Genomic DNA, 22620 nt, shown 5'->3' with positions numbered 1-22620 from the left:
TTTGCCTCGGTCGCCTGTTGATCATCCCCGTGCCTGCGGGACCTGCATGACATGACGTGAATAGGGAAAAATCGAGCATTCTTCTGGCTCCGGCCACGGAAAAAGAGAAGATGAGGAACTTTCTAGCCTCCTTGCGGCTGCAAAAAGACAATCCGACCTTTCTGACGGCGCAGTTCCAGGCCCTGTCGTCGCAGATCCCCATTCTCTATGTCCTCCTGATCATCAATGCCCTTGCGGTGGCAGTCACCCATCTCCAATCCGCGCCCCTCTGGCTCTCGTGTTATATTCCGGTCGGCTTGAGTGTCGTCTGTGTCTTCCGGCTCTGCTGGTGGGAAACCAGGGGCAAGCATGTCACCGCCGAACGGGCCTACAGGCTGATGAAGGTCACGATCTCAGGCGCCTGCATCCTGTGCGTTGCTTTCGGCGGCTGGGCGATCGCGCTTTACCAGTATGGCGATGCTTACCAGCAGGGCCAAATCGCCTATTTCCTGGTGGTGACCGGGATTTCCTGCATCTTCTGCCTGATGCATCTGCCGCTGGCGGCGGTGCTCACCACAATCATCACCTTCTCGGCCATGGTCGCGACCTTCATGTTCTCGGGCAATCCGGTTTTCGTCGCCACCGCCGTCAGCGGCCTGTTCCTGATCCTCCCTTTTCTCCGGGTGATCGACAGCTATTTCCAGAATTTCGTCGGCCTCGTGCAATTGACCGAGGAGCTGAAGCAGAAGCGGGCGGAAGCCGAGGAGCTGAACCTCGTCAACAGCCGCAACGCACTGCATGACCAGCTGACCGGCCTTGCCAACCGCCGCAGCTTCTTCCTCTCGCTGGAACAGCGGCTGCAGAAGCACCCGTCCCGGCCGCCCATCATCGGCATTCTCGATCTCGACGGCTTCAAGCCGGTCAACGATGTCTTCGGCCATGCCGCCGGCGATCTCGTGCTCAAGGAGACGGCCCGCCGGTTCACCGCGCTGGTCGGCGAAGAGGGCATTGTCTCGCGTCTCGGCGGCGACGAATTCGGCATCATTTTCCCCTGTTCGATGACACGCCAGGCGATCGCCGATCTCGGTCAGGCGCTCTGCGCCGCCGTCCGCGATCCCTATGAAATCCCCGACGGCTCGGTTCGCGTTTTCGGTTCCTGCGGCATCGTTTATCCCGACGCCGGCGAATACACCGCCGAAGATCTCTACGAGAAAGCCGATTTCGCCCTCTACCAGGTCAAGAGCAAGCGCAGCAGCGGCGTCGAATTCTTCTCGGCCGAACACGAAAAGATCCTGACGCAGCGCTACCTGATCGAACTCGAGCTGCAGGCGGGCGATTTCGTCAGGGAATTGAAACTCGACTATCAGCCGATCGTCGAATTGAAGAGCGGCCGCGTCGTCGGTTACGAGGCGCTTGCCCGCTGGGACAGCGCCCGTTTCGGCCGCATCAGTCCGGAAGCCTTTATTCCCGCTGCCGAACGCACCGCCGTCATCGGCCGGATGACGCGCATCCTGTTCGCCAAGGCGCTCGAAGCGCTGGCGATCATTCCACGCCATCTCAAGCTCTCCTTCAATCTCTCGGCGCGCGATATTTGCGACCACGAAACCTCGATGGCGCTGCTCGCCATGATCACCCGCTCCGGCATCGATCCCAGGCGCATCGAGTTCGAGATCACCGAGACGGCGCTGCTCTCCGATTTCGACACCGCCGACCGGGTCATCACAATGCTGCGCGCCGCCGGCATATCGATTGCGCTCGACGATTTCGGCACCGGCTTTTCGAGCCTCAGCCATATCCACCGTCTTGCCTTCGACAAGCTGAAGATCGACAAGGCCTTCGTGATGAATTTCGATCGCGATGCCCGCTGCATGAACATCACCCGCTCGGTCGCCAATCTCTGCCAGAATCTCGGCATTGCCTCCGTCGCCGAAGGGGTCGAAAGCGAAACGATCGCTGAAGGGTTGAAGGCGATGGGCGTTCGCCTGGCACAGGGCTATCATTTCTCCCGGCCGCTGCCGCTGGAACTTGCCATCGATTATGCTGCAAAGTGCGAGAGCGCCGCTTCCGCCCGCAAATCGCTGTCTGCCTGAACCAAGCTTGAATCGACTGGAGCCACGCCTCGTCCTCGGCTATTCCTATCGCAAAGGATGAGGTGAACCATGCAGGACGGCGAAATCATCATTGAACGGCGGGGAATTGCCGGCCTCGTCCGGCTCAACCGGCCGCGGGCGCTGAACAGCCTGACGCTGCCGATGATCCGGACGATCGCCGAGGCGCTTCATGGTTTTGCCGGGGATGACCAGGTGGCGGCCGTCGTGATAACGGGGGAGGGCGAACGCGGCCTCTGCGCCGGCGGCGATATCCGCGCCCTGCATGAGAGCGCCCGGGCCGGCGACGGCCTGGCGGCAAGCTTCTGGCGCGAGGAATTCCGCCTCAACCACCAGATCGCCTCCTACCCCAAACCCTATGTCGCGCTGATGGACGGCATCACCATGGGCGGCGGCGTCGGCTTGTCGTCGCACGGCCGCCACCGCATCGTCACCGAGCGCACGCGGTTGGCCATGCCGGAAACCGGCATCGGCTATGTTCCCGATGTCGGCGCCACCTGGCTGCTGCCGCAGGCATCAGGCGAGGCTGGAACATGGCTCGGCCTGACCGGGCTCGATATTGGTGCGGCCGACGCGATCCATGCGGGTCTTGCCGACGTTCAGATCGCTTCGTCGCGGCTTGGCGAGGTGATCGATGTTTTGTCAGCCCTGCCGCGCGGCAGCGCCTCCGGCGATGTCGATGCAGTGCTTCAGGCGCTTTCCGAGCCTGCCGGAGAAAGCCGGCTCAGCCAGAATGCGGCGACGATCGATCGCGCTTTCCGTTTCGACACTGTCGAGGAGATCCTGGCAGCGTTGGCAGGCGAGGAGGGTGACTTCGCCGCCGAGACGCGCCGGGTGATGCTGACCCGCTCACCGACCAGCCTGAAGCTGGCCTTGACGTTGCTGAGAGCCGGTCGCCGCAGCGCCTCACTTGCCGAGTGCCTCGGCCGCGAACTCGGCGCCTGCCTGCAGATGCTGGATAATCCCGACTTTTTCGAAGGCATCCGCGCCGCCGTCATCGACAAGGACCGCAATCCGCAATGGTCACCCGCCTCAGTCGAGGCCGTCGGGGCCGCGACCGTCGAGCGCTTCCTGAAACCGGCCGAACCGCCGCTTGAGCTCTAAGCTATCGCCACATGCCGCGCATGCGGGCGCCGACATCGATACGCACCTGCCGCGCCTGGGCTTGCGCGGCGGACTGCGATTTCACCTGCGGCCAGCTGCAGGCTTCGAAGAACTGCAGCAGCGTCGCCGGAATGAAGCGGCTGCGCGAGGCGTAAACGTGCCGGTCGCCCTGCGCGTTCTGCCCGTAGGTGAAAAAGCGTTGCGGCACGACCAGATCGAGACCGTCCCGCGCACGTGTCATCGCCACATAGAGCAGCCGGCGTTCCTCTTCGATTTCGGCGGTGGCGCCGACGGCGAGATCGCTCGGAATGCAGCCATCGACGACATTCAGCATGAAGACCCTTGTCCATTCCTGGCCCTTGGCGGAATGGATGGTGGACAGGATCAGATAGTCCTCATCGAGCAGCGGCACGCCGGCCTGGTCGCTGGTCGCATCCGGCGGATCGAGGGTGAGCTCGGTGAGAAAACGTTCGCGCGAGGCATAACCGCCGGCAATCTGCTCGAGCTGTAAGAGATCGGCCTGGCGTGTCGCGGCGTCTTCATGCAGCCGTTCCAGATGCGGCGCGTACCATTGCCGCGCCAGTTCGATTTCCGCCGGCCAGCCGGCCTTGCCGGATTTCAGCTCCTGCAGCATCGAAACGAATGCAGTCCAGTCCTCGCCGGAGCGTGGCGGCGTCGGCATTTCGGCCAGCGCCGATAGCGGGCTGGCATCCTCGGCCATCAGGTCGAGCGCCTTCTGCGCCGTCGACGGCCCGACGCCGGGCAGGATCTGCATCAGCCGGAAACCCGCCACCCGGTCGCGCGGGTTCTGCGCGAAGCGCAGCGTAGCCAGCATGTCCTTGACATGCGCACTGTCGAGAAACTTTAAGCCGCCGAACTTGACGAAGGGAATGTTGCGCCGGGTCAACTCGACCTCCAGCGGCCCGCTGTGATGCGAGGCGCGGAACAGCACGGCCTGCTGCTTGAGCGTCAGGCCCTCCTCGCGATTGTCGAGCACCATGTCGGCGACATAACGCGCCTGGTCGGCCTCGTCGCGCACCGTGACGAGCCGCGGCCGCTCGGCCGATTGCCGCTCGGTCCACAGGTTCTTGGTGAAACGCTCCGAAGCGAGATCGATGACGGCGTTGGCCGCCGCCAGGATCGGCTGCGTCGAGCGGTAATTGCGGTCGAGCGTGACGATATCGGCAGCCGGGCTGAAGGCGCCGGGAAAATCGAGAATATTGCGCACCGTCGCTGCACGGAACGAATAGATCGATTGGGCATCGTCGCCGACGACGGTCAGCCCCTGGCCACCAGGCTTCAGCGCCATCAGGATCGAGGCCTGCAGCCGGTTTGTGTCCTGATATTCGTCGACCAGCACATGGTCGAAGCGGCTGCCGATATCCTCGGCAATCACGCTCTCGCCGACCATCTGCGCCCAGTAGAGCAGCAGATCGTCGTAATCGAGCACGTTCTGGGCCTGCTTTGACTCGACATAACAGGCGAAAAGCTCGCGCAGCTGTTTCTCCCAGGCCGCGCACCAGGGAAAGGCGTCGCGCAGGACCTGCTCGAGCGCGGTTTCCGAATTCACCGCCCTGCTATAGATGGCAAGGCAGGTGCCCTTGGCCGGAAACCGGCTTTCGGTTTTGGAGAAACCGAGATCGTGCCGGATGAGGTTGATCAGATCGGCGCTGTCTTCGCGGTCATGGATGGTGAATTCAGGATCGAGGCCGATCTGCTGGGCGTAGTCGCGCAACAGCCGCGCGCCGATGCCGTGGAAGGTGCCGGACCAATTGAGCGCGTCGGCCATGATGCCGGCATTCGCACCCAACACATCGCGGCAGATGCGCTCGACGCGCCGCGCCATCTCGGCCGCGGCCCGGCGCGAGAAGGTCATCAGCAGAATGCGGCGGGGATCGGCGCCCTTGACGATCAGATGGGCGACCCGGTGCGCCAGCGTGTTCGTCTTGCCCGAGCCGGCGCCGGCAATGACCAGCAGCGGCCCGGCAATATGGCTGCCGTCAGTGAGCGTGCCGTGTTCGACGGCCATGCGCTGCTGGGGATTGAGCTTTTCGAGATACATCCAGCCGTCCGGTCGGGCTTCCGCAGAATCACTGGGGAAAGATTAGATGTTCCTTGAATGTTCGCGATTTCCGCCGCTGTCAAGCGTTGTGGTGTGCGAGTGCCTCAATCGGGGAAATCCGGGCCGACCACCCGTCGCACCAGTTTCAGGCTGCGATCCGGCTGAAGAATATAGGTTTCCTCCACCCGCTGGCCGGTCCCGTTGTAGAATTGGTGATGGACGGCGCTGCCGATCGGCGATTTGGTCAGCTTCGTTCGCGGCTGGCCGCCATAGGTGATGCTGCCGGGGATCGGTTCCAGTGCCGGCCCCTCGGCCGAAGAGCAGCCGGTCAGCAAGACCCCGGTTAACAATGCCCCGGAGAATAGGGTGGGCAGAACCGCGTTCATCGTCGTCATCCCTCTTTCGACTGCATCCAAATATGGAAATCGCAGCCCCTTTCGCCAAGGGTCGCAACGAAATGCCTCGCTGCGGCGTTAAACCAGATCAACCAGCAGGAGACGGTGAAGGTGCTTGGGGTTCCGGCATTCATGGTGCATGAAAATTCCGGTGGCGAAGGGCACGGCGACGCGGCGACCCGCGCCTCGGTCGAGGGCGCCCTTCATGCGGACGCCGATCTCGACGCCGAGGAAATCACCGTCACCACATCGGGCTCCTATGTCATTCTCGAAGGTTTCGTGCACCAGCGCGGCGATGTCGAGCGCGCCATCGAGATCGCCGAAAGCATCGTCGGCCGCGGTTATGTGCGCAGCCGCCTGTTGCGGCGCTGAGGGAACCAAGTGTCTTCCCGGGTGTTGAAATGCCGGATCGAAACGCTGGAGACCATCATGCAGTTGCTTCCTCGCCTCTGGGCAACGACCTTGATCATGGGGTGTGGTGTCTTTGCCGGCTCCGCCTACGCCTCGCTTGAAACCGGTACAAACTATTCCGCCCTGCCGAAAGACCAGATCGCCCTCAACGAATATACCGGGACGAGCGCCTGCACGCCCGCAGAGCCGCTCTACCTGCCATCCTTCATCCGCGCGACGGACGGCACGATCATCGGCGTCGGTTATCTCGAGGTGGAGGATGAGGCCGGCGCGGCCTGCTGAGCCATCCGGCTTGCCCAAACGAGGCTCGCCCGCGTTGCCGCAGAGGTAACGAGCCTCTGACCATCATCATGATGGCTGGGCATCTTCTATGAATACAGCGATATCAGGCGCAACGCCCGTTGCACCAAAACCCGGCACGGCTTCGATGCAGGGTTAAAGAAATTAAAGCATTGCACCGTTCTGGCACGCTCCATTTACGGAAATGCCGACCGAAGGACCAGTTCAACGTGGGACGCGTGCTTTCACGTCTTGTCGACGCGTAGCGCCCTAATGCAGCTTCAGCTTTGCCTCTTCGGCCGCCGCCAGGAATTCGGCTCTCGCCTCTTCCACGCTCTTGCGTCCATCGAGTGCCGCCCGGCAGGTGCTGCGGGCCTTGATATAGTGCAGCCCGCGGGCGTTCGGCCAGAAATCCGCCAGGCATTTCAGCGCATCGAACGGCCCGCTGACCGTTCGCGCGACGGCATCTTCGAAACCGACCTTGACCGGGCTGTTCCATTTTTCAGTTGCCATCAATGCTCCTCCACGATTGTCGACAGAAACAAAGCATGCAGCGCCTCCCTATTCCTCGGTGGAGACGCCGCAATAACAGCTATTCTAGCGTGATTTTCGCGGCCAACAATGGTGAATCGTTTGTTGCTGATAAGGCGAAAAGTCAGCCTGCATGGGGAAGGATCGCGGGTGCGCGTGCCAATCGGAATTTTTCCGTAATCGCAAATAAGTTGTATAGCGCGGACGCGATACTGCCGTTACCGTGCTGGGAAAGCTAAGGGCTCGACATGAGTTTAAATCGAAATTGATCCGGGCCGCTTTTCTTTGCGAGGCGCTGGTTATGCCGGCTCTCGCCCATGGCGCAGAAATATCGGCTGAAGACGCTCTCCTCGTGCGCCTCTCCAAACCGATCCAAAGAATGCAGTGAGAATATTTGCGGGCCAACCTTGGGAGGCTGGGGAAGGGGGGACGATAGATATCGCCGCCTATATCCCATCAGAGAAGACTTCATCGATAGTATGTCGAGGGCATATTCGATTGTGTTAACTCGCTGCCCCGCTTCCAGGGCCTGCATATTCGCATGGATCTTCAGCTTGAGGTCCTTTGCGGCCGCAATATCCCGCACTTTGCCCCGACGGCCATGCCAGATCCGTCAAACGCCGACCCAACCGCTTGCGAGCGCATTGGCCCATTCGTTACGGCCGCGTTCGCGGGCAAGGTTCGACATCGTCATGTGATCGTAGGAGACGCGCCGGAAGGTCACGTTCCAGCAGCCGTTCACCTTTTCCAGGATGGCATAGGATGCGTCGGGCGAGCCGGTTTCAACCATGTGAAACACCGGTTCGTCATCGTCATAACCGGGGCAGCCGACGCTGCCGGGATTGACGACAAGCCGGCCGTCGGCCAGCCGCACAGAGCGCGGAATGTGGGTATGGCCGCAGAGGATGACGGGAAAATCGATCCCCTCGGCGAAGCTTTCGATCCGCTTTCGCCCGGACATATGCACCAGGCCATCAGCCGTCAGGTCTTCCAGCCAGTAGGTGAGATCGTCCTGCGGCGTGGCATGGCAGAGAAACAGCTCCTGCCGGTGGACGAGCGTCGCGGGCTGGGTGCGCAGCCAGTCGAGATGGTGCGGCCGCAGCTCGGCATGCGCCATGCTGTCGGAGCTACCCATCTCAGCCGGTTCCAGAGAGACCAGCCAGCGATCGTGATTGCCGCGGATCGAGGGGAAATTGCGCGCCATCAGGATGTCGGCCGTTCGGGCTGCGTTCATCGGACCGCTGAGATGATCGCCGAGATTGACGACGTCGCTGATGCCCAGTGCTGCGATATCGGCAAGCACGCCTTCAAGGGCGAGGTCATTGCCGTGGATATCGGCGATCACTGCGATTTTCATGGTATCGTCTTTCGGCTCAACGCGGTTTTTGCGGGCTTTTCCGTCCACTTGATAAGCATGGCGGGTCGAATCCACAACAGGCCGGTGAAAAACAAATAGGCCATATGCACCCACCAGGGTGACGTGCCGAGGAGAAGCGAGGCAAACGTGGTGGCCGCCCGCGCGTAGACGATGACGAGGATGATGACCAGGCCGGTGCCGATCAGTTTTCTCAAGCGTAGGGGCATTCAGGTCTTTTGGTTGGCAGGTTTCGCGGGCTTCTTCCGTTACTTTCGACCAACTGCTAAAGCTTCGACATCGAGGAGCGAGAACGTCGAGGGAACAAGCTGCACGGATTGTCTTCGCAATTCGCGTTATGTTCTGGGTGATTGCGTTGCTCTGTGCAGCCGTGGTGGCTTCTAGTCTGCAGTTTTCTCTTTGAAATCGTTGGAGAAACTGGTGCTGCCGAGTGGGATTGAACCACCGACCTCACCCTTACCAAGGGTGTGCTCTACCACTGAGCTACGGCAGCAGGACCAGGACCCGTGGAGCCAAGCGGCTCAATTGCGGGAACGGGGCGGCTATTGCCACAGCTTGACGGCAAGCGCAAGCAGCAAATTCCAACTTCGCGTGGATTGGCGCGCAGGGGCCTTTTGGATCGGCGCGAATTCGGCTAATCCTGTTTGCATGAACGACAAGACCGAAACCGGCCAGCAGAGCCGCAAAGAGGCCATCGAGGCACAGGCGAAACTGCGCCGCGAGCGCGCCGCCGACAAGCTCAGAGAAAATCTTTCAAGACGCAAACAGGTGCGCGCCCGCCGTTCCGGCCAGGCCGACGAAACAAATGGCCTGCCCGCCGCAAAAATGGACGATCGTAATGTTCCGTCCCTCGCCAATTGAAGCGTTTTGATAAATCCCCTAAACACCCCACTCCTTCTTTCAAGGCAGAACTTTCAGGAAGTAAGCCCACATGGATCGTATCAGAATCGTCGGCGGTAATGAGCTGAATGGCATCATTCCGATTTCCGGCGCCAAGAATGCCGCACTGCCGCTGATGATCGCCTCGCTTCTGACCAGCGATACGCTGACGCTGGAAAACGTGCCGCATCTGGCCGATGTCGAGCTCTTGATGCGCATCCTCGGCAATCACGGCGTCGATGTCGCCGTCAACGGTCGCCGCGAGCGCCAGGAAGATTCCTACGCCCGCACGATCCATTTCACCTGCCGCACCATCGTCGATACCACCGCTTCCTATGAGCTGGTCTCGAAGATGCGCGCCTCTTTCTGGGTCATCGGCCCGCTGCTTGCGCGCGAAGGCTATTGCCGCGTGTCGCTGCCGGGCGGCTGCGCCATCGGCACGCGCCCCGTCGATCTCTTCATCGAGGGCCTGACGGCGCTCGGCGCGACCATGGAAATCGATGCCGGTTATATCAATGCCAAGGCGCCGAATGGCGGCCTGATCGGGGCGCGCTACACCTTCCCGAAGGTTTCGGTCGGCGCCACCCATGTGATGATGATGGCGGCAACGCTTGCCCGCGGCACGACTGTCATCGGCAATGCCGCACGCGAGCCCGAGGTCGTCGATCTCGCCAACTGCCTGAACGCCATGGGCGCCAAGATCTCCGGCGCCGGCACGGCCACCATTACCATCGAAGGCGTCACCTCGCTCTCCGGCGCCCGCCACCGCGTCCTGCCGGATCGCATCGAGACCGGCACCTATGCCATGGCGGTTGCCATGGCCGGCGGTGACGTCGTGCTCGAAAATACCGATGTGGCGCTGCTCGACACCGCGCTGGAAACCCTGCGCCGCGCCGGCGCTGACATCTCGTCGACCAACAACGGCATGCGCGTCAGGCGCAACGGCGCCGGCATCAAGCCGGTCGATATCGTCACCGATCCCTTCCCGGGCTTCCCCACCGATCTGCAGGCGCAGTTCATGGCGCTGATGACCCGCTCTACGGGCATCTCGCATGTCACCGAAACCATCTTCGAAAACCGCTTCATGCATGTGCAGGAGCTTGCCCGCCTCGGCGCCAGGATCACGCTGTCGGGCCAGACGGCGAAGATCGAGGGTGTCCAGCGCCTGCGCGGCGCCCCCGTCATGGCGACCGATCTGCGCGCCTCCGTCTCGCTCGTCATCGCCGGCCTTGCCGCCGAGGGCGAAACCACCGTCTCCCGCGTCTATCACCTCGACCGTGGTTTCGAGCGGCTCGAAGAGAAGCTGACCCGCTGCGGCGCCGTCGTCGAGCGCATCAGCGAGTAAGCGCTCTTCATCGCGGTTGCGTAATTGATCGCGGCATCTTATTTCCCTTGTCTGACGCATCGCCATTCCGGCGATGCCAGAACAGGATGTTTCCAGGCTAGGCGGCCTGGAATCCGAATCCTGTTCTGAATATTGGTAAGAGCATGATGTTGTCCGAAAACCGCTCACACTTTTCGGCATCATGCTCTGGGGATTGAGGCTGAATGACCGATCTGAAGCTTGTCGCGCTCGATGACGAAGACCTTGCGGTCATTTCCGCGCATATGCAGGACAGCGTCTTCAAGGTCGGTGATATCGACTGGTCGCCGCGCGAGGCGCAGTTCGCGCTTGCCGTCAATCGTTTCGTCTGGGAAGGTGCCGAGCGCAAGCGCAAGGGTTTCGAGCGCCGCCGGGCGGCCCTGGTCTTCAAGCGGGTGCTGGCGGTCCGCTCGCTCGGCATCGATCGCGGCAAACGGGACGAGGTGTTGTCGCTGCTGGCGCTGCGTTTCGACAAGAAGGACGATGGACCGGAGGGCACGATCGAGCTGTCGCTGTCCGGCACTGCCTCGATTGCGCTCGATGTCGAATGCATCGAGGTCCAGATGGCCGATATAGGCGGTGCCTGGCAGGCCTCCTCCAAGCCTCGCCACCTCTGACGCGGCTGACGCCGGACGTTTGAACATTGTGGTTTCGAGTTGAGAAGGAATATCGGCCTTGGCAATCTGGCTGGATCAGGCATCGGAAGGTTTCGAGCAGCATTTCGCCGCCTTCCTGACGACGAAGCGCGAAGTATCCGAGGATGTGAACGCCGTCGTTCGCGCCATCATCGACGACGTGCGTGCACGTGGCGATGTGGCGCTTGCCGAATATTCGCTGAAGTTCGACGGCATCGATTACGCCACCGTGCCGATGCGCGTCACGCCTGAGGAGATCGATGCTGCCATCGAGGCCGTGCCTGCCGAAGTGCTGGGGGCGCTGAAGCTCGCGGCACTGCGCATCGAATCCCATCATCGCCGGCAGCTGCCGAAGGACGATATCTATGAGGACGATCTCGGCGTCGGTCTCGGCTCGCGCTGGACGGCGATCGAGGCCGTCGGCCTCTATGTTCCGGGCGGCACGGCGAGTTATCCGAGCTCGGTGCTGATGAATGCCGTGCCGGCCAAGGTCGCCGGCGTCGATCGCATCGTCATCGCCGTTCCCGCCACCGGCGGCGCCGTCAATCCGGCGGTGCTTGCCGCCGCCAAGCTCGTTGGTGTCACCGAGATTTATCGTGTCGGCGGCGCCCAGGCGATCGCGGCTCTTGCCTATGGCACCGAAACGATCGCCCCGGTCGCCAAGATCACCGGCCCCGGCAATGCCTATGTCGCCGCCGCCAAGCGCCATGTCTTCGGCACGGTCGGCATCGATATGATCGCCGGCCCCTCCGAGGTGCTTGTCATTGCCGACAAGGATAACAATCCCGATTGGATCGCCGCCGACCTCCTGGCGCAGGCCGAGCACGATGCCGGCGCCCAGGCGATCCTGATCACCGATAATGGCGAATTCGGCAAGGCGGTGGAGCAGGCGGTCGAACGCCAGCTGAAGACCTTGAACCGCGCCGAGACGGCGGCGGCAAGCTGGCGCGATTTCGGCGCCGTTATCCTGGTTGCCGATCTGAAGCAGGCCATTCCGCTCGCCAACCGCATCGCTGCCGAGCATCTGGAGCTTGCCGTCGCCGATCCGGACCCGCTGCTCGACGGCATCCGCAATGCCGGCGCAATCTTCATCGGCGCTCATACGCCCGAGGTGATCGGCGATTATGTCGGCGGGTCGAACCACGTGCTGCCGACGGCGCGTTCGGCGCGTTTCTCCTCCGGCCTTTCGGTGCTCGATTTCGTCAAGCGCACCTCGATCCTGCGGCTCGGCCCGCAGCAATTGCGCACCCTCGGTCCGGCGGCGATCGCCCTTGCCGTCTCCGAAGGCCTCGATGCCCATGCGCGATCGGTTGCGATCCGCCTCAACCTCGAAAGGTGAGGGGATGGCGGCGGGCGATTTCCGGCTTTGCGACGTCGTCCTGGACGATACGATCGGCCGTTCGACGCCCGATGTCGAGCATGAACGCGCCGTCGCCATCTTCGATCTGATCGAGGAGAACAGTTTTGCGCCGCTCGGCCATGCCGGCGGGCCTTACCGGCTGAACATCTCGCTGGTCGACTCCAAGCTGGTCTTTGCCATCACCACGGAAGAGGGCGGCAATGTCGCCACCCATATCCTGTCGCTGACCCCCTTCCGGCGGATCGTCAAGGATTACTTCATGATCTGCGAGAGCTATTATGAAGCGATCCGGTCGGCGACGCCAAGCCGCATCGAGGCGATCGACATGGGCCGGCGCGGCATCCACAACGAAGGCTCGCAGACGCTGAAGGACAGGCTGGCCGGCAAGATAGAGGTCGATTTCGACACCGCCCGGCGGCTGTTCACCCTGGTCTGCGTGCTCTACTGGCGCGGGTGACGGCCATGGATCTCGGCGCCGACATCGAGGAGGGAAAGAGGCCGGGCGCCATCCTCTTCATGTGCGGGATGAATGCCATCCGCTCGCCGATGGCCGAAGCGATCGCCCGTAGTCTTCTGCCTGCCAATACCTACATCAGGTCGGCCGGCGTGCGCGCCGGCGAGCGCGATCCCTTTGTCGATGTCGTGCTCGATGAGATCGGCCTGTCCCTCGGGCGCCGCTTCCCGCAGACGCTGGAAGAACTCGAGGACGATTATTTCGATCTGATCATCACGCTGTCGCCGCCGGCCCACCACGCCGCACTCGAGCTGACGCGGTCGAGCGCGGTCGATGTCGTCTACTGGCCGACGATGGATCCGACCGTCGTCAGCGGCACGCGCGAGCAGATTTTGGAAAGCTACCGTGAGGTCCGCGATCACCTGTCCGGCCTCATCGAAAGCCGGCTCCTCAAACGAAATGGCATTGCCGCGCAATCGGCATAAAAACAAATAAAGGAAAGCCTGATCAACAAGGTTCACAAACCCTCGTTGATTGTGTAGTTTCCGCCCAAATTTTAAGGGCGCGCGCTGCGCTGCCTATTCAACCCACAGGAAGAAAACCACTATATGCCTAAAGAAGAAGTCCTCGAATTCCCCGGTATCGTCACCGAACTTCTGCCGAATGCGACGTTCCGGGTGAAGCTCGAAAACGAACACGAGATCATCGCCCATACCGCCGGCCGCATGCGCAAGAACCGCATCCGCGTTCTCGCCGGCGACAAGGTGCTGGTGGAAATGACGCCCTATGACCTGACCAAGGGCCGCATTACCTACCGTTTCAAGTAAGCTTGCCCCGAAGGCCCTGCTAAGGGTTTTCGCTCCCGTCTGCCGATGGTCGAGGTTCCATGGCGCTGAAATACAAGCTCATTCTCGCCTCGGGCTCGCCCCGTCGCGTCGACCTGCTCAACCAGGCAGGCATCGAGCCTTCGCGCCTGATGCCGATGGATATCGACGAGACGCCGAAGAAGTCGGAGCATCCGCGCTCGCTCGCGCGCCGGCTTTCGGCTGAGAAGGCGGAAGCAGCGCTTGCCGCCATCAAGAGTGATATCACCTGGAAGGGCAGCTATATCCTGTCTGCCGATACAGTGGTCGCCGTCGGCCGGCGCATTCTCGGCAAGGCCGAGTTCGCCGACGAGGCGTTGAGCTCGCTGCATCTGCTGTCGGGACGCAACCATCTCGTCTACACCGGCGTTTGCCTGGTGACGCCGGATCGCAAGATCCGCCAGAAGATCGTCGAGACCAAGGTGCGCTTCAAGCGCCTCTCCGGCTTCGAGATCGAAAACTACCTGGCCTCCGGCCAGTGGCGCGGCAAGGCAGGCGCCTATGGCATTCAGGGCCTTGCCGGCACCTTCGTGCAGAAGATGGTCGGCTCCTACACCAATGTCGTCGGCCTGCCGCTTTATGAAACCATCGTGCTTTTGACCGGCGAAGGCTTCGACGTGCATAGCCGGTGGCCAGAGGGCTGAGTCCCGAAGGCCCATGCTTAAAGCGCGTCACGATTTTTAGATCAGCGCGTCGCGCTTTAAGGCTCTATTTTCTCGCATGTCGTTATCGCGAAACCGCTGCACAATTTTGCGCGACGTGCTTTAGGACGGACCGATCATGCCCGAAGAAAAGAAAGCTGCCGCCAAGGTCGAACCGCTGCGCAAGGCGCGCCCTTGCCCTGAATGCGGCAAACCTTCGCACCGCGAACATTATCCCTTCTGCTCCAACCGCTGCCGCGAGGTCGACCTCTCCCGCTGGCTGACCGGCGCCTATGCCATTCCGGTTGCCGACGACGAGACGAAGGCCGAATATCCCGATGAGGAAATCTAGAGAATTCGACCCACGAAGCTCTTATTTTTCCTCATGAATCCGCAAAACCGGCAAGACCGTCAAAAAAGAGTCATTTGACGCTTGCCATGGCCGAACAAGATGCTATAACCCCGCTCGCTTCCGGGGCGAACCAAGGCCCCGCGGTTCTTTTTCTGAAAGGGAACCATCGGAAGCAGGTTAGCCCAGGTAGCTCAGTTGGTAGAGCAGCGGATTGAAAATCCGCGTGTCACTGGTTCGATTCCGGTCCTGGGCACCACAATCTCAAGAGCAGCCATACCGCAAGGATGATCCAACGGATCGCCCGGAATCATTTGCGGAAGCCCCATGCGCGGATACCAGGAGGCTGCAGGTCCTGCGGCGATCCCGTCTTCGATCACTGAGCATGTCCAAAAAAAGACTACGGATACGGATCCCTAACTAGGGCGCCGCACTTACCGTTCCGGCATTTTCGGACGTCGTAGAAAAGCCTCACTTAAAATTGCATCTGCGCAGGGCGAACGCATCGCGCCGCATACCGAACCTAACTATTTTCATACAGAGAATTTTTGATGTCAGTAATTCGCAAGCTTCTCTTCGGGCTGACTGCAGCTTTGGCCGTGATAATTGTTGTCGGCGCCGGTTGGCTCCGGCAGGTCGCGGGCACCTATGGGTTCAATACTATCTTGCGCCGTGGCGGAACCTACTGGATCACCGTGAAGCCCGAGGATGAGCGGCTGTCGGCTTCGATGCAATTGGCGTTGAAGAACCCAGTCCCGGCCGTGCAGCCGGGGTCGCTGGTCTGGCAAGAACCTGAGATTGGCTTCGAGGTGGCAGAGCTGCCGGTGCTTGCCGATGGCCGCGAAGTCGATCGCATTTTCCTCAGCAGAATTGATCCTACGCGCTTCCGCTTCGTCGTCCACAATGCGCCAAAGGGTGATACGGGCATTGACGAATGGGAGCATGCCTTGCCCAAGGCCGTGCTGATCGTCAACGGCAGCTACTACGACATGCATGGCCGGCCCGGCACGCCCTTCATCAGTGAGGGTGTAGCGATGGGTCCCAGGCAGTATGATGCGAAGGCCGGCGCCTTCATCGCGGATGCTGCCTCCTCTGACATCCGTGACCTGACCCACCAAGATTGGGGAAGTGCCTTTGCCGGCGCGACGAATGCGATGGTTTCTTATCCGCTCCTCATCGGCGACGATGGGCAAACCCATGTGAACGTGAAAAGCCGCTGGCTGGCCAACCGTACCTTTGTCGCCAAGGATGGCTCAGGCCGCATCGTGATCGGCACGACGAAGGAAGCATTCTTCTCGCTTGACCGCTTGGCGGAATTTCTCAAGGCGTCGCCGCTGGATCTCAAGGTAGCCCTCAACCTCGACGGCGGACCCATCGCTTGCCGCAGCGTCCGGCTGAACGGCTATAGCCAGAAATTTTATGCGCGATGGGAAGCGCAGGTCGAGGATGACAATGTCAAACTGCTGCGTTGGCCGATTCTTCAGGCCGCTTGGGCTATGCCGATGGTTTTGACGGTCGAGCGGAGATAGTTTGAGGTCGAAGCCGCAAGTCCGATACTTCTCGTCTCCGCCGGCCGCTTGGATCTCTAGCGACCCGTCGGGGCGGCAGCTGACCAAATGCTCAGCAGGAGGACAGCACCGGTGGTCTGCGCCGCCGACTCGGACTTTAGAATCTTTATGCACCGATCCGCTGTATCTGCATGTCGGCGGAAGGCTCGGCATGACGGCCTGATTTCGGCCCGGCTGCTTGGCGCGATAAAGCGCGCGATCGGCTTCCAGTCGGCGCATCGAGACATTGCTCGATGGATTGCAGCGATTAAGTGAAGTCCACACGTTAACAAAGAATGCTTTCGCTGGAGCGCCGCCGATCTTGCCTGCGCAATTTGGATAGAATGTGAAAAACCGATCAACGGTTGTTCCGTCGGCCGTGCGGCTTTGGCGGCAAGCCGTTCACGTCAGCAACAAGCCGGCCGCGCCGACAAGGATCGCTATGCCGGTTGTGATCGCCAGCCGCACCGAATAGCCGAGGCTTCCAGCACTTGCCGCAAGACCGGCTTTGGCAAGGAGATTGGCGCAGGCGGCAACCGCGATCGCGTGGGCGGCCGCATCCGCAGGCACGGCTGGCGACGACAGCTTGGTGATCGAGAGGGTGATCGCATCGAGATCGCCCAGTCCCGTGATGAAGGCGACGGCAAGCAGCGACTGAGTTCCAAAGGCGGCCAATGTCGCCCGTGTCACGATCGTCACGGCGGCAAGCAGAAGTGCAAAGCGGAAAACGACCATCACCTCCAGCGGATTTTTCGGTGAAAAATCGGAACCGCCCTCGGAGCGCCGCCACAATCCGGCAAGGCCACCGCCCGCGGCAAGGATCGCAGCAGCCGGGCCGAGCGATGCGGCGAGTTCCATCAGCACATCGGGCGCGATGACGCCGCAGATCAACAGCACGCGGGTGAGCGATACGGCTCCAGCCAGCATCGCTCCTGCCGAAAGCAGCGGTGAGAGGGCGGGCATCTCGACCGACTGGCGGGCAAAGGAAAGGGTCAGCGCCGTTGAGGACACGATGCCGCCGCAGGCGCCTGTCAGCAGTATTCCGGCCGTGGCGTCGCTGAGCCTGATCATCACGTAACCGGCAAATGAGACGGCTGCCACCAGGACGGTCAGCATCCACAGTTCGAAGGGATTGATCATGTCCCAGGGGTCGACCGTCTCATTGGGAAGAATGGGAAGAATGACAACCGTCATGGTCAGCAGGATCAGCGCGGCCCGCAACTCGAGCCAGGTCAGTTTCCGGAGAAATCCATGCAGCGGCTCCCGCGCCGCCAGAAGCGCCGTCACCGCCACGGCACTCGCCGCCGTCGCCGTCATGTCGGCAACCACGGCGCCGAAGCCGAGCGCGAACACCGTGATCGCGGCGATAGCGCCGGTTGCGCTGTAGTCTTTCTCCTGCTCGGCCTGCATGCGGCTGAAGCTGAGGATGGTGATGCAGAAAAACGCAAAGATCGCCGTCGGCAGGATCGGGCCGGTGATCGGCTGCAGAAAACCGCAAATGCCGCCGAGGAAGCTCGACAGGCCATAGGTGCGGATGCCCGCCACTCTCTTGCCCGGCGCGGCCTCGCGTTCCTGCCATCCACGTTCGATGCCGACGAGGATGCCGATCGCGAGCGCGAGGCTGAGACGTTGAAATGCGTCCGTCATAACCAATGAAGTCATCGTCGACTCTTCGCAACATCCGGCGCGAGCGCTTAAATCCCTGACTCTCGAGCTGCCGGGCGCCGTTGCCTTCCCAGGATGAGTGCATCGGCATCCGGCACGGCAGTTCCGGTGCAGTATAGTCGATGATCCGCCCGGGCCAAATCGACCAGGACGCGAGGTCAGTGGCGCACTGATAGCAGCGCGAAGCGTGGTGGCGCGGACCAGAAGGCGGCCGACTGACCGCTCTGTTCAGCGGTCAGTTTCGCCCCTTCGATGTCTTCGCCAGCATCTCGCTCAGTGTTGCCGCCGAGAGCATGGATTCGGCCAAAAGCTTCTTGAGCTTCTGGTTCTCCTCCTCCAGGGCTCTCACCCTTCTGGCATGGAGGCCGACATTTCCGAACTGCAGCGATTGCCACCGATAGAAGGTCGGCTCGCTGATGCCGTATCTGTGGCAAACATCGGCCACCGTCACTCCGGCCTGATGCTCCTTCAGAATGCCCGTAATCTGGTCGTCGTCAAATTTTCGTTTGCCCATCACCGCTTCAGTCCTCACGAAATGCTCTGTTAAAACTGTCGAGAAGCGGTCTGACAGCATAGAGCGCTACGCTGCTTTTGCCGGTTTCGATCAGTGTCTGTGCGGGCATGCCCGCGACCAGTTCGACATCACGCATTTTCGCCAGCCGCTCGTCCGTTACGCGGATTGTCGCGGCAAAGTAGGGCTGGCCGCTCTGCGTATCGGTGAGGCGGTCGGCTGACACATACTCGACCCGACCTTTAAGCAGTGGAACGCGCCGCTGATTGTATGGAAGGAGGTGAACCTGTGCCTCCAGCCCCGCATGGACAAGATTGATGTCCTCCGGTCTGACATGGGCAGAGACGATCAGGCGATCGGAGCGTGGCAGTAGATCGACGAGCGGTTCGCCCGCGCCGACCACCCCGCCTGATGTGTGGATACGCAGGTTCATGATTGTTCCATCTTCGGGAGCCCTGATATCGGTCCTTGAAAGCTGGTCGTCGATCGCCCGCAAGTGCTCGCGCAATTGCATGATCCGACTTTCCGTATCGCGCATGCCCTGGGCGACTTCGCTCAACCGGTCGCTTTCAAGCTTTGCGAGATCGGCCTGTGCCTCGCTGATCACCTGGTAGGCGCGAGCGATCTGTGCCTCGACTTGGCCCTGCTGGCCGTCAAGGTCTGCTTTTTCGCGCTGCAGGTTGAGAAGCCTGCTCCTTCGTTCCAGTCCTTTGGCAGTGAGGACAGTAACCTGATCCAGTTCTTCCTGCGAGATTGCGGCTCTGTCGGCCAGCGCTGCCTTCTGCGCGCCAAGTCCGACGATTTCCTGCCGCACCTGCGCGATTTTTTCATTGGCGATCTGAATTTCCGCCTGCATGACCCGGCGGCGGGCTTCGAAGATTTTCTGTTGCCCGATCAGAATCGCATTGACCGATGGATATTTGTCCATGGCGGCCCTGAGATCCTCGGGATAGGCGACATGGTCGCCGCCCGTTTGCTCCGCAAGCAGGCGGGCGCGGCTGCCTTCGGCGTCCCAAAGCTGGCCTTGAATGCTGTCGCGCTCCGAGCGGGACTTCGTGTCGTCGAGTTCTATCACGATTTGCCCGGCCATCACCGTATCGCCGTTTCTGACAAGAATTCGTCGCACAATTCCGCCTTCCAGGTGCTGAATGGTCTTGCGGCTGGTCTCCGGTTCGATCACGCCCGACGCGACCGCAGCGCTATGCAGCGGCGCCAGAGCCGACCAGATTCCCAATCCGATGACAAAAACGAGAATCAGCAGGTTGCCCGTCCAGACAACGCCTCTAAGCACCGGCATGGGCGAAGGGGCGGCGGGTCCGCGCTGTTTTTGTTCGATCACCGGCAGATAGGCCGTCTGTTGCCTGGCTGTCGATCGTTGAGCAAACCGCTGGCCCATCCTTGACGAATTTGAAAGTTTCGCCGGCGTTGCGTCCAGTGGAACAAGGGTCATGGCATCGTCACTCCCTAGGTTCCCGTTCGAGCCGGTGGTTGAAGATAGGTTTCATAGATCCGCTCGCTGTCGCCGAAGGCAGCCACCATTCCATTACGCATGATGGCAATCTTGTTGGTGACCGGCAGGATCCCCATCCGATGCGTTATGATAACCACGGTCATCCCCCTGGATCTCATGCGCTCGATTGCGGTAAACAGCATGCGTTCGCCGTCATAATCCAGGCTCGAATTCGGATCGTCGAGAACGATAAGAGACGGATTTCCATAGGCCGCCCGTGCCAGTCCCAGCTGTTGGCGCTGCGCCCGCAGGAGCAGGTTGCCACCTTCACCGATGTCGGTCTCGTAGCCCTGCGGCAGCCGCATGATCGCGTCGTGCAATCCAACCAGCTTTGCGGCGTCGATGGCCTTGCCCGGATCTCCTCCATCGAGCCGGCCGATCACATCCTTGATTGCTCCGCCGAAGAGTTCGATATCCTGCGGCAGGTATCCGACATGGCAGGTTCCCCCGCAAAGGCGCAGAGCCGAGATATCGACCCCGCCGAGAAGCGCATATCCGCTTGTCGCCGGCACGACGCCCGCCATGATGCGACCAAGTGTCGATTTTCCCGACCCCGACGGACCGATGAGCGCAATGCAATCGCCAGGCGCCAGGCGCAATGTGATATCGCTCAATATCGGCCGATCGGCGAATGGCTTGATATAGCTGACATTATCGAGAACGAGGCCATTGGGTTCCGGCAGCGGCACCATTCGGGCATCGCATTCCGATGCAACTGTTATCAGCATTCTGTTCAAGCGATTGAAGGCGTTGCGCGCGAACATAAAGGAGCGCCATGCCCCTATTGCGCCTTCGATCGGTGCAAGCCCGCGCCCGAGCAGCAGGCTCGCCACGAAGATGATTCCGGGACTGCCGCTGTTGACGAGCACCAGCCATGTCGCCGATCCCATCATCAGGATCTGCGCAAGCGTGCGGATCGATTTGGAGAAACCAAGAATGATCTCCGTGCGATGCATCGCGATGTCCTGCGCCCTTCTTGCCATTTCCGCATCGCGATAGACGATCAGCGCTGCGCCGTCCTGCATGCCCATGGCCCGGATCACTTCGATGTTTTTCAGCGCGGTCGCAAATCGCAGATAGCTCCTCGAAAGGGCAAGATTAGCGTGAGCAAGCGGCGCCCGCGTCCCTACTTCCGTCGCCAAGGCAAACAGCAGCAGCGCAACTGCGCACAGGAGACCGATGGTTCCAAGCAGCGGGTGAACAAGAAAGAGCAGAAGCAGGAATACCGGCGCCCAGGGAACGTCAAATAAAAGCGAGCTGGCCGGTGAATCGAGGAACTGCCGTAATGCGGCGAGATCCCTGTAGCACTCCGTGGCGGCTCCCGTATCGGCGTGAGCGGCATATTCGAACGATGCGGTGAGCACCATTGGCCGCAGCCTGTGGTCCAGCCAGCTGCCGATGCGCGAGAGCGCTGCCCTGCGCACGATATCCAGCGTCGACCCGACCAACACGGCGATGGCGATGATCATTGTCAGCATCAGGAGTGTGTCGACGCTTCGGCTCGACAGGACCCTGTCATAGATCTGCAGGAGATAGATCGAAGGTGTGAGAAGAAAGAGATTGTAGCCGCAGCTGTAAAGGAAGACCAACCCGAAGGCTCCGGCACAAGCCCGGAGCGCAACAACAAGCTGTGTCGGCGGGCGCGGTGGCTTTATGGAAATCGTTGTCATTATCAGATCTCGCTGCACTTGATACTGACAAGAAGAGGCTGCTTACCTTGAGGGCCGCCGGCCGAAACCAGCGGCCCTTGATGTCTGAGTTCAGGAGCCGAGATGGTCGACGTCGATATGGCCGAAGGCGTTTATGAAGTGATCGAGAGAATTGGTCACCGTCGTCGTTTCGGGATCCGAGTGAACCAAAGCCGACGAGATATCGCCGCCATGAGCCGTGTTGCCGTTGCCGCCGTTGCCGCCGACACCGGCGAGGATGGTGGCGTGCTGATCGGCCATAAGCTGCGTATATTGTGTCGCGGTCGTCGCCGCAGCCACCGCAGCCGTGTCGCCGCCGCTTGTGTTTCCTTGACTGCCGTTGGAGTTGGAATCTCCGCCGTCGCCGCCGGGGCCGCTATGCGCGAGTGCCGCCAGGAAGTTGTTCTGGGCTTGGCTAAAGCCACCGTTTCCGCCATGGCCGGCGTCCCAATCTGCCGTCTGCCAGACGTGATCGCCGTTGTGCACATCGGTCGTTGCCCCGTAGACCTTTTGTGTGGGGTCGACATAGGCGACCGGGTTGTAGTTGATGTTCCCATCATTGTGGCCATCACCACCGTTGCCGGCATTCGCGTCACCCGCATCCGGATGGTTGAGATGAATCGTGTCGGAGATTTGTGGAATAGGCATTGATGTCACTCCTTCTACTTGGTTTCGTGCGTGTTTATTTTTACGGCGTCCCCCTGCGGCCTGCGTTCCAGCATGTCACCGCAGCCAATACGACCGCGGACGAATATTGCCTGCGATTTAAACTTCGAACTACCCGGATATTCGGAGGCATTCCTTCGGGTGTATACTTGATGTGACGTAGCGTTATTTGGATTGGTGCTCGGTGATTTGGCGCAGGGTGGTGGTCATGATCTCGATTCACCGAAGCGACGCCAGACCTCTCA

The 22620-nt window shown here is 61.1% G+C and carries 24 protein-coding genes and 2 tRNA genes; 15 read left to right on the top strand and 11 right to left on the bottom strand.

All coding sequences use genetic code 11. The features are described from left to right. Positions 1–110: 110 nt before the first annotated feature. A complete protein-coding gene (locus tag FFM81_RS18120; protein ID WP_025415294.1) occupies positions 111–2069 on the top strand; it encodes a putative bifunctional diguanylate cyclase/phosphodiesterase in 1959 nt (652 codons plus the stop codon). A gap of 69 nt (positions 2070–2138) precedes the next feature. Further along, positions 2139–3191 (top strand): enoyl-CoA hydratase/isomerase family protein, encoded by a 1053-nt coding sequence (locus tag FFM81_RS18115; RefSeq protein WP_138386278.1) that lies wholly within the window; start codon positions 2139–2141, stop codon positions 3189–3191. Position 3192: 1 nt separating this feature from the next. Here FFM81_RS18115 and FFM81_RS18110 read toward each other — a convergent pair whose 3' ends face one another. Beyond that, complete coding sequence (locus tag FFM81_RS18110; RefSeq protein ID WP_097535762.1) at positions 3193–5253, bottom strand: ATP-dependent helicase; 2061 nt, start codon at positions 5251–5253, stop codon at positions 3193–3195. 104 nt (positions 5254–5357) lie between these two features. Next, a complete protein-coding gene (locus FFM81_RS18105; protein WP_003570474.1) occupies positions 5358–5639 on the bottom strand; it encodes a hypothetical protein in 282 nt (93 codons plus the stop codon). A 120-nt stretch (positions 5640–5759) separates the two neighbouring features. On the opposite strand from FFM81_RS18105, the gene FFM81_RS18100 reads away from it, so the two are divergent. Both FFM81_RS18100 and FFM81_RS18095 read left to right on the top strand, forming a co-directional pair. After that, positions 5760–6020 (top strand): BON domain-containing protein, encoded by a 261-nt coding sequence (locus tag FFM81_RS18100; RefSeq protein ID WP_003570473.1) that lies wholly within the window; start codon positions 5760–5762, stop codon positions 6018–6020. A 57-nt stretch (positions 6021–6077) separates the two neighbouring features. Beyond that, on the top strand, positions 6078–6341 hold the full coding sequence (locus tag FFM81_RS18095; RefSeq protein WP_097535778.1) for a hypothetical protein: 264 nt from the start codon (positions 6078–6080) through the stop codon (positions 6339–6341). Positions 6342–6608: 267 nt separating this feature from the next. Here FFM81_RS18095 and FFM81_RS18090 read toward each other — a convergent pair whose 3' ends face one another. From FFM81_RS18090 to FFM81_RS18075, 4 genes are all read right to left on the bottom strand, one after another. Then, positions 6609–6851 carry a DUF982 domain-containing protein gene (locus tag FFM81_RS18090; RefSeq protein ID WP_003570471.1) on the bottom strand — a complete coding sequence of 81 codons (243 nt, stop codon included), beginning with the start codon at positions 6849–6851 and terminating at the stop codon, positions 6609–6611. A 631-nt stretch (positions 6852–7482) separates the two neighbouring features. Next, positions 7483–8226 (bottom strand): metallophosphoesterase family protein, encoded by a 744-nt coding sequence (locus tag FFM81_RS18085; RefSeq protein ID WP_025415300.1) that lies wholly within the window; start codon positions 8224–8226, stop codon positions 7483–7485. After that, entirely contained in the window at positions 8223–8453 is a 231-nt protein-coding gene (locus FFM81_RS18080) for a DUF2842 domain-containing protein (protein ID WP_003570465.1), read from the bottom strand. Before FFM81_RS18080 ends, FFM81_RS18085 begins: the two co-directional genes overlap by 4 nt. A gap of 209 nt (positions 8454–8662) precedes the next feature. Next, a tRNA-Thr gene (locus FFM81_RS18075) sits at positions 8663–8737 on the bottom strand. Positions 8738–8892: 155 nt separating this feature from the next. Here FFM81_RS18075 and FFM81_RS18070 point away from each other — a divergent pair. From FFM81_RS18070 to FFM81_RS18020, 11 genes are all read left to right on the top strand, one after another. Then, on the top strand, positions 8893–9105 hold the full coding sequence (locus FFM81_RS18070) for a hypothetical protein (RefSeq protein ID WP_173883826.1): 213 nt from the start codon (positions 8893–8895) through the stop codon (positions 9103–9105). 70 nt (positions 9106–9175) lie between these two features. After that, a complete protein-coding gene (murA, locus tag FFM81_RS18065; protein WP_097535758.1) occupies positions 9176–10468 on the top strand; it encodes a UDP-N-acetylglucosamine 1-carboxyvinyltransferase in 1293 nt (430 codons plus the stop codon). Positions 10469–10671: 203 nt separating this feature from the next. Beyond that, positions 10672–11103 carry a DUF2948 family protein gene (locus tag FFM81_RS18060; protein ID WP_097535756.1) on the top strand — a complete coding sequence of 144 codons (432 nt, stop codon included), beginning with the start codon at positions 10672–10674 and terminating at the stop codon, positions 11101–11103. 58 nt (positions 11104–11161) lie between these two features. Further along, positions 11162–12460: a histidinol dehydrogenase gene (gene hisD / locus FFM81_RS18055; protein WP_138386280.1), complete on the top strand. Its 1299-nt coding sequence runs from the start codon at positions 11162–11164 to the stop codon at positions 12458–12460. Between the two features lie 4 nt (positions 12461–12464). Next, positions 12465–12938 carry a UPF0262 family protein gene (locus FFM81_RS18050; RefSeq protein ID WP_003570455.1) on the top strand — a complete coding sequence of 158 codons (474 nt, stop codon included), beginning with the start codon at positions 12465–12467 and terminating at the stop codon, positions 12936–12938. 5 nt (positions 12939–12943) lie between these two features. Continuing rightward, positions 12944–13420, top strand: coding sequence for an arsenate-mycothiol transferase ArsC (locus FFM81_RS18045; RefSeq protein WP_138386281.1), 477 nt, complete (start codon positions 12944–12946; stop codon positions 13418–13420). A 123-nt stretch (positions 13421–13543) separates the two neighbouring features. After that, entirely contained in the window at positions 13544–13762 is a 219-nt protein-coding gene (gene infA / locus FFM81_RS18040; protein ID WP_003545338.1) for a translation initiation factor IF-1, read from the top strand. A 59-nt stretch (positions 13763–13821) separates the two neighbouring features. Beyond that, the gene (locus FFM81_RS18035; RefSeq protein WP_003570453.1) at positions 13822–14442 is read left to right on the top strand and encodes a Maf-like protein; all 621 of its coding nucleotides are present in this window, start codon (positions 13822–13824) and stop codon (positions 14440–14442) included. Between the two features lie 136 nt (positions 14443–14578). Beyond that, entirely contained in the window at positions 14579–14791 is a 213-nt protein-coding gene (gene yacG, locus FFM81_RS18030; RefSeq protein WP_003570452.1) for a DNA gyrase inhibitor YacG, read from the top strand. A 180-nt stretch (positions 14792–14971) separates the two neighbouring features. After that, a tRNA-Phe gene (locus tag FFM81_RS18025) sits at positions 14972–15047 on the top strand. Between the two features lie 292 nt (positions 15048–15339). Beyond that, positions 15340–16317, top strand: coding sequence for a phosphodiester glycosidase family protein (locus tag FFM81_RS18020; protein WP_138386282.1), 978 nt, complete (start codon positions 15340–15342; stop codon positions 16315–16317). Between the two features lie 420 nt (positions 16318–16737). Here FFM81_RS18020 and FFM81_RS18015 read toward each other — a convergent pair whose 3' ends face one another. The 5 genes from FFM81_RS18015 to FFM81_RS17995 form a co-directional block, all read right to left on the bottom strand. Continuing rightward, positions 16738–17997 carry an MgtC/SapB family protein gene (locus tag FFM81_RS18015; RefSeq protein ID WP_097535748.1) on the bottom strand — a complete coding sequence of 420 codons (1260 nt, stop codon included), beginning with the start codon at positions 17995–17997 and terminating at the stop codon, positions 16738–16740. A 238-nt stretch (positions 17998–18235) separates the two neighbouring features. Continuing rightward, entirely contained in the window at positions 18236–18514 is a 279-nt protein-coding gene (locus FFM81_RS18010; protein WP_003570447.1) for a transposase, read from the bottom strand. A gap of 7 nt (positions 18515–18521) precedes the next feature. Further along, positions 18522–19961: an HlyD family type I secretion periplasmic adaptor subunit gene (locus FFM81_RS18005; protein WP_138386283.1), complete on the bottom strand. Its 1440-nt coding sequence runs from the start codon at positions 19959–19961 to the stop codon at positions 18522–18524. 14 nt (positions 19962–19975) lie between these two features. Beyond that, a complete protein-coding gene (locus tag FFM81_RS18000) occupies positions 19976–21691 on the bottom strand; it encodes a type I secretion system permease/ATPase (protein WP_138386284.1) in 1716 nt (571 codons plus the stop codon). Between the two features lie 90 nt (positions 21692–21781). Then, positions 21782–22357, bottom strand: a complete 576-nt coding sequence (locus FFM81_RS17995; RefSeq protein ID WP_003570442.1) for a hypothetical protein — start codon at positions 22355–22357, stop codon at positions 21782–21784. Positions 22358–22620: the final 263 nt, after the last annotated feature.

It is taken from the genome of Rhizobium hidalgonense (assembly GCF_005862185.2).
GTDB lineage: Bacteria > Pseudomonadota > Alphaproteobacteria > Rhizobiales > Rhizobiaceae > Rhizobium > Rhizobium hidalgonense.
This window is presented reverse-complemented; position numbering and strand designations above follow the sequence as displayed.

What these genes read in the sequence shown, in the direction of transcription:
- FFM81_RS18110 (WP_097535762.1), bottom strand. Translation starts at nt 5,253, where the DNA reads ATGTATCTCGAAAAGCTCAATCCCCAGCAGCGCATGGCCGTCGAACAC.
- FFM81_RS18060 (WP_097535756.1), top strand. Translation starts at nt 10,672, where the DNA reads ATGACCGATCTGAAGCTTGTCGCGCTCGATGACGAAGACCTTGCGGTC.
- yacG (WP_003570452.1), top strand. Translation starts at nt 14,579, where the DNA reads ATGCCCGAAGAAAAGAAAGCTGCCGCCAAGGTCGAACCGCTGCGCAAG.
- FFM81_RS18120 (WP_025415294.1), top strand. Translation starts at nt 111, where the DNA reads ATGAGGAACTTTCTAGCCTCCTTGCGGCTGCAAAAAGACAATCCGACC.
- FFM81_RS18050 (WP_003570455.1), top strand. Translation starts at nt 12,465, where the DNA reads ATGGCGGCGGGCGATTTCCGGCTTTGCGACGTCGTCCTGGACGATACG.
- FFM81_RS18015 (WP_097535748.1), bottom strand. Translation starts at nt 17,997, where the DNA reads ATGACTTCATTGGTTATGACGGACGCATTTCAACGTCTCAGCCTCGCG.
- FFM81_RS18095 (WP_097535778.1), top strand. Translation starts at nt 6,078, where the DNA reads ATGCAGTTGCTTCCTCGCCTCTGGGCAACGACCTTGATCATGGGGTGT.
- murA (WP_097535758.1), top strand. Translation starts at nt 9,176, where the DNA reads ATGGATCGTATCAGAATCGTCGGCGGTAATGAGCTGAATGGCATCATT.
- FFM81_RS18080 (WP_003570465.1), bottom strand. Translation starts at nt 8,453, where the DNA reads ATGCCCCTACGCTTGAGAAAACTGATCGGCACCGGCCTGGTCATCATC.
- FFM81_RS18000 (WP_138386284.1), bottom strand. Translation starts at nt 21,691, where the DNA reads ATGACAACGATTTCCATAAAGCCACCGCGCCCGCCGACACAGCTTGTT.
- FFM81_RS18090 (WP_003570471.1), bottom strand. Translation starts at nt 6,851, where the DNA reads ATGGCAACTGAAAAATGGAACAGCCCGGTCAAGGTCGGTTTCGAAGAT.
- infA (WP_003545338.1), top strand. Translation starts at nt 13,544, where the DNA reads ATGCCTAAAGAAGAAGTCCTCGAATTCCCCGGTATCGTCACCGAACTT.
- FFM81_RS18035 (WP_003570453.1), top strand. Translation starts at nt 13,822, where the DNA reads ATGGCGCTGAAATACAAGCTCATTCTCGCCTCGGGCTCGCCCCGTCGC.
- FFM81_RS18085 (WP_025415300.1), bottom strand. Translation starts at nt 8,226, where the DNA reads ATGAAAATCGCAGTGATCGCCGATATCCACGGCAATGACCTCGCCCTT.
- FFM81_RS18010 (WP_003570447.1), bottom strand. Translation starts at nt 18,514, where the DNA reads ATGGGCAAACGAAAATTTGACGACGACCAGATTACGGGCATTCTGAAG.
- FFM81_RS18005 (WP_138386283.1), bottom strand. Translation starts at nt 19,961, where the DNA reads ATGACCCTTGTTCCACTGGACGCAACGCCGGCGAAACTTTCAAATTCG.
- FFM81_RS18115 (WP_138386278.1), top strand. Translation starts at nt 2,139, where the DNA reads ATGCAGGACGGCGAAATCATCATTGAACGGCGGGGAATTGCCGGCCTC.
- FFM81_RS18020 (WP_138386282.1), top strand. Translation starts at nt 15,340, where the DNA reads ATGTCAGTAATTCGCAAGCTTCTCTTCGGGCTGACTGCAGCTTTGGCC.
- FFM81_RS18070 (WP_173883826.1), top strand. Translation starts at nt 8,893, where the DNA reads ATGAACGACAAGACCGAAACCGGCCAGCAGAGCCGCAAAGAGGCCATC.
- FFM81_RS18105 (WP_003570474.1), bottom strand. Translation starts at nt 5,639, where the DNA reads ATGAACGCGGTTCTGCCCACCCTATTCTCCGGGGCATTGTTAACCGGG.
- FFM81_RS17995 (WP_003570442.1), bottom strand. Translation starts at nt 22,357, where the DNA reads ATGCCTATTCCACAAATCTCCGACACGATTCATCTCAACCATCCGGAT.
- FFM81_RS18045 (WP_138386281.1), top strand. Translation starts at nt 12,944, where the DNA reads ATGGATCTCGGCGCCGACATCGAGGAGGGAAAGAGGCCGGGCGCCATC.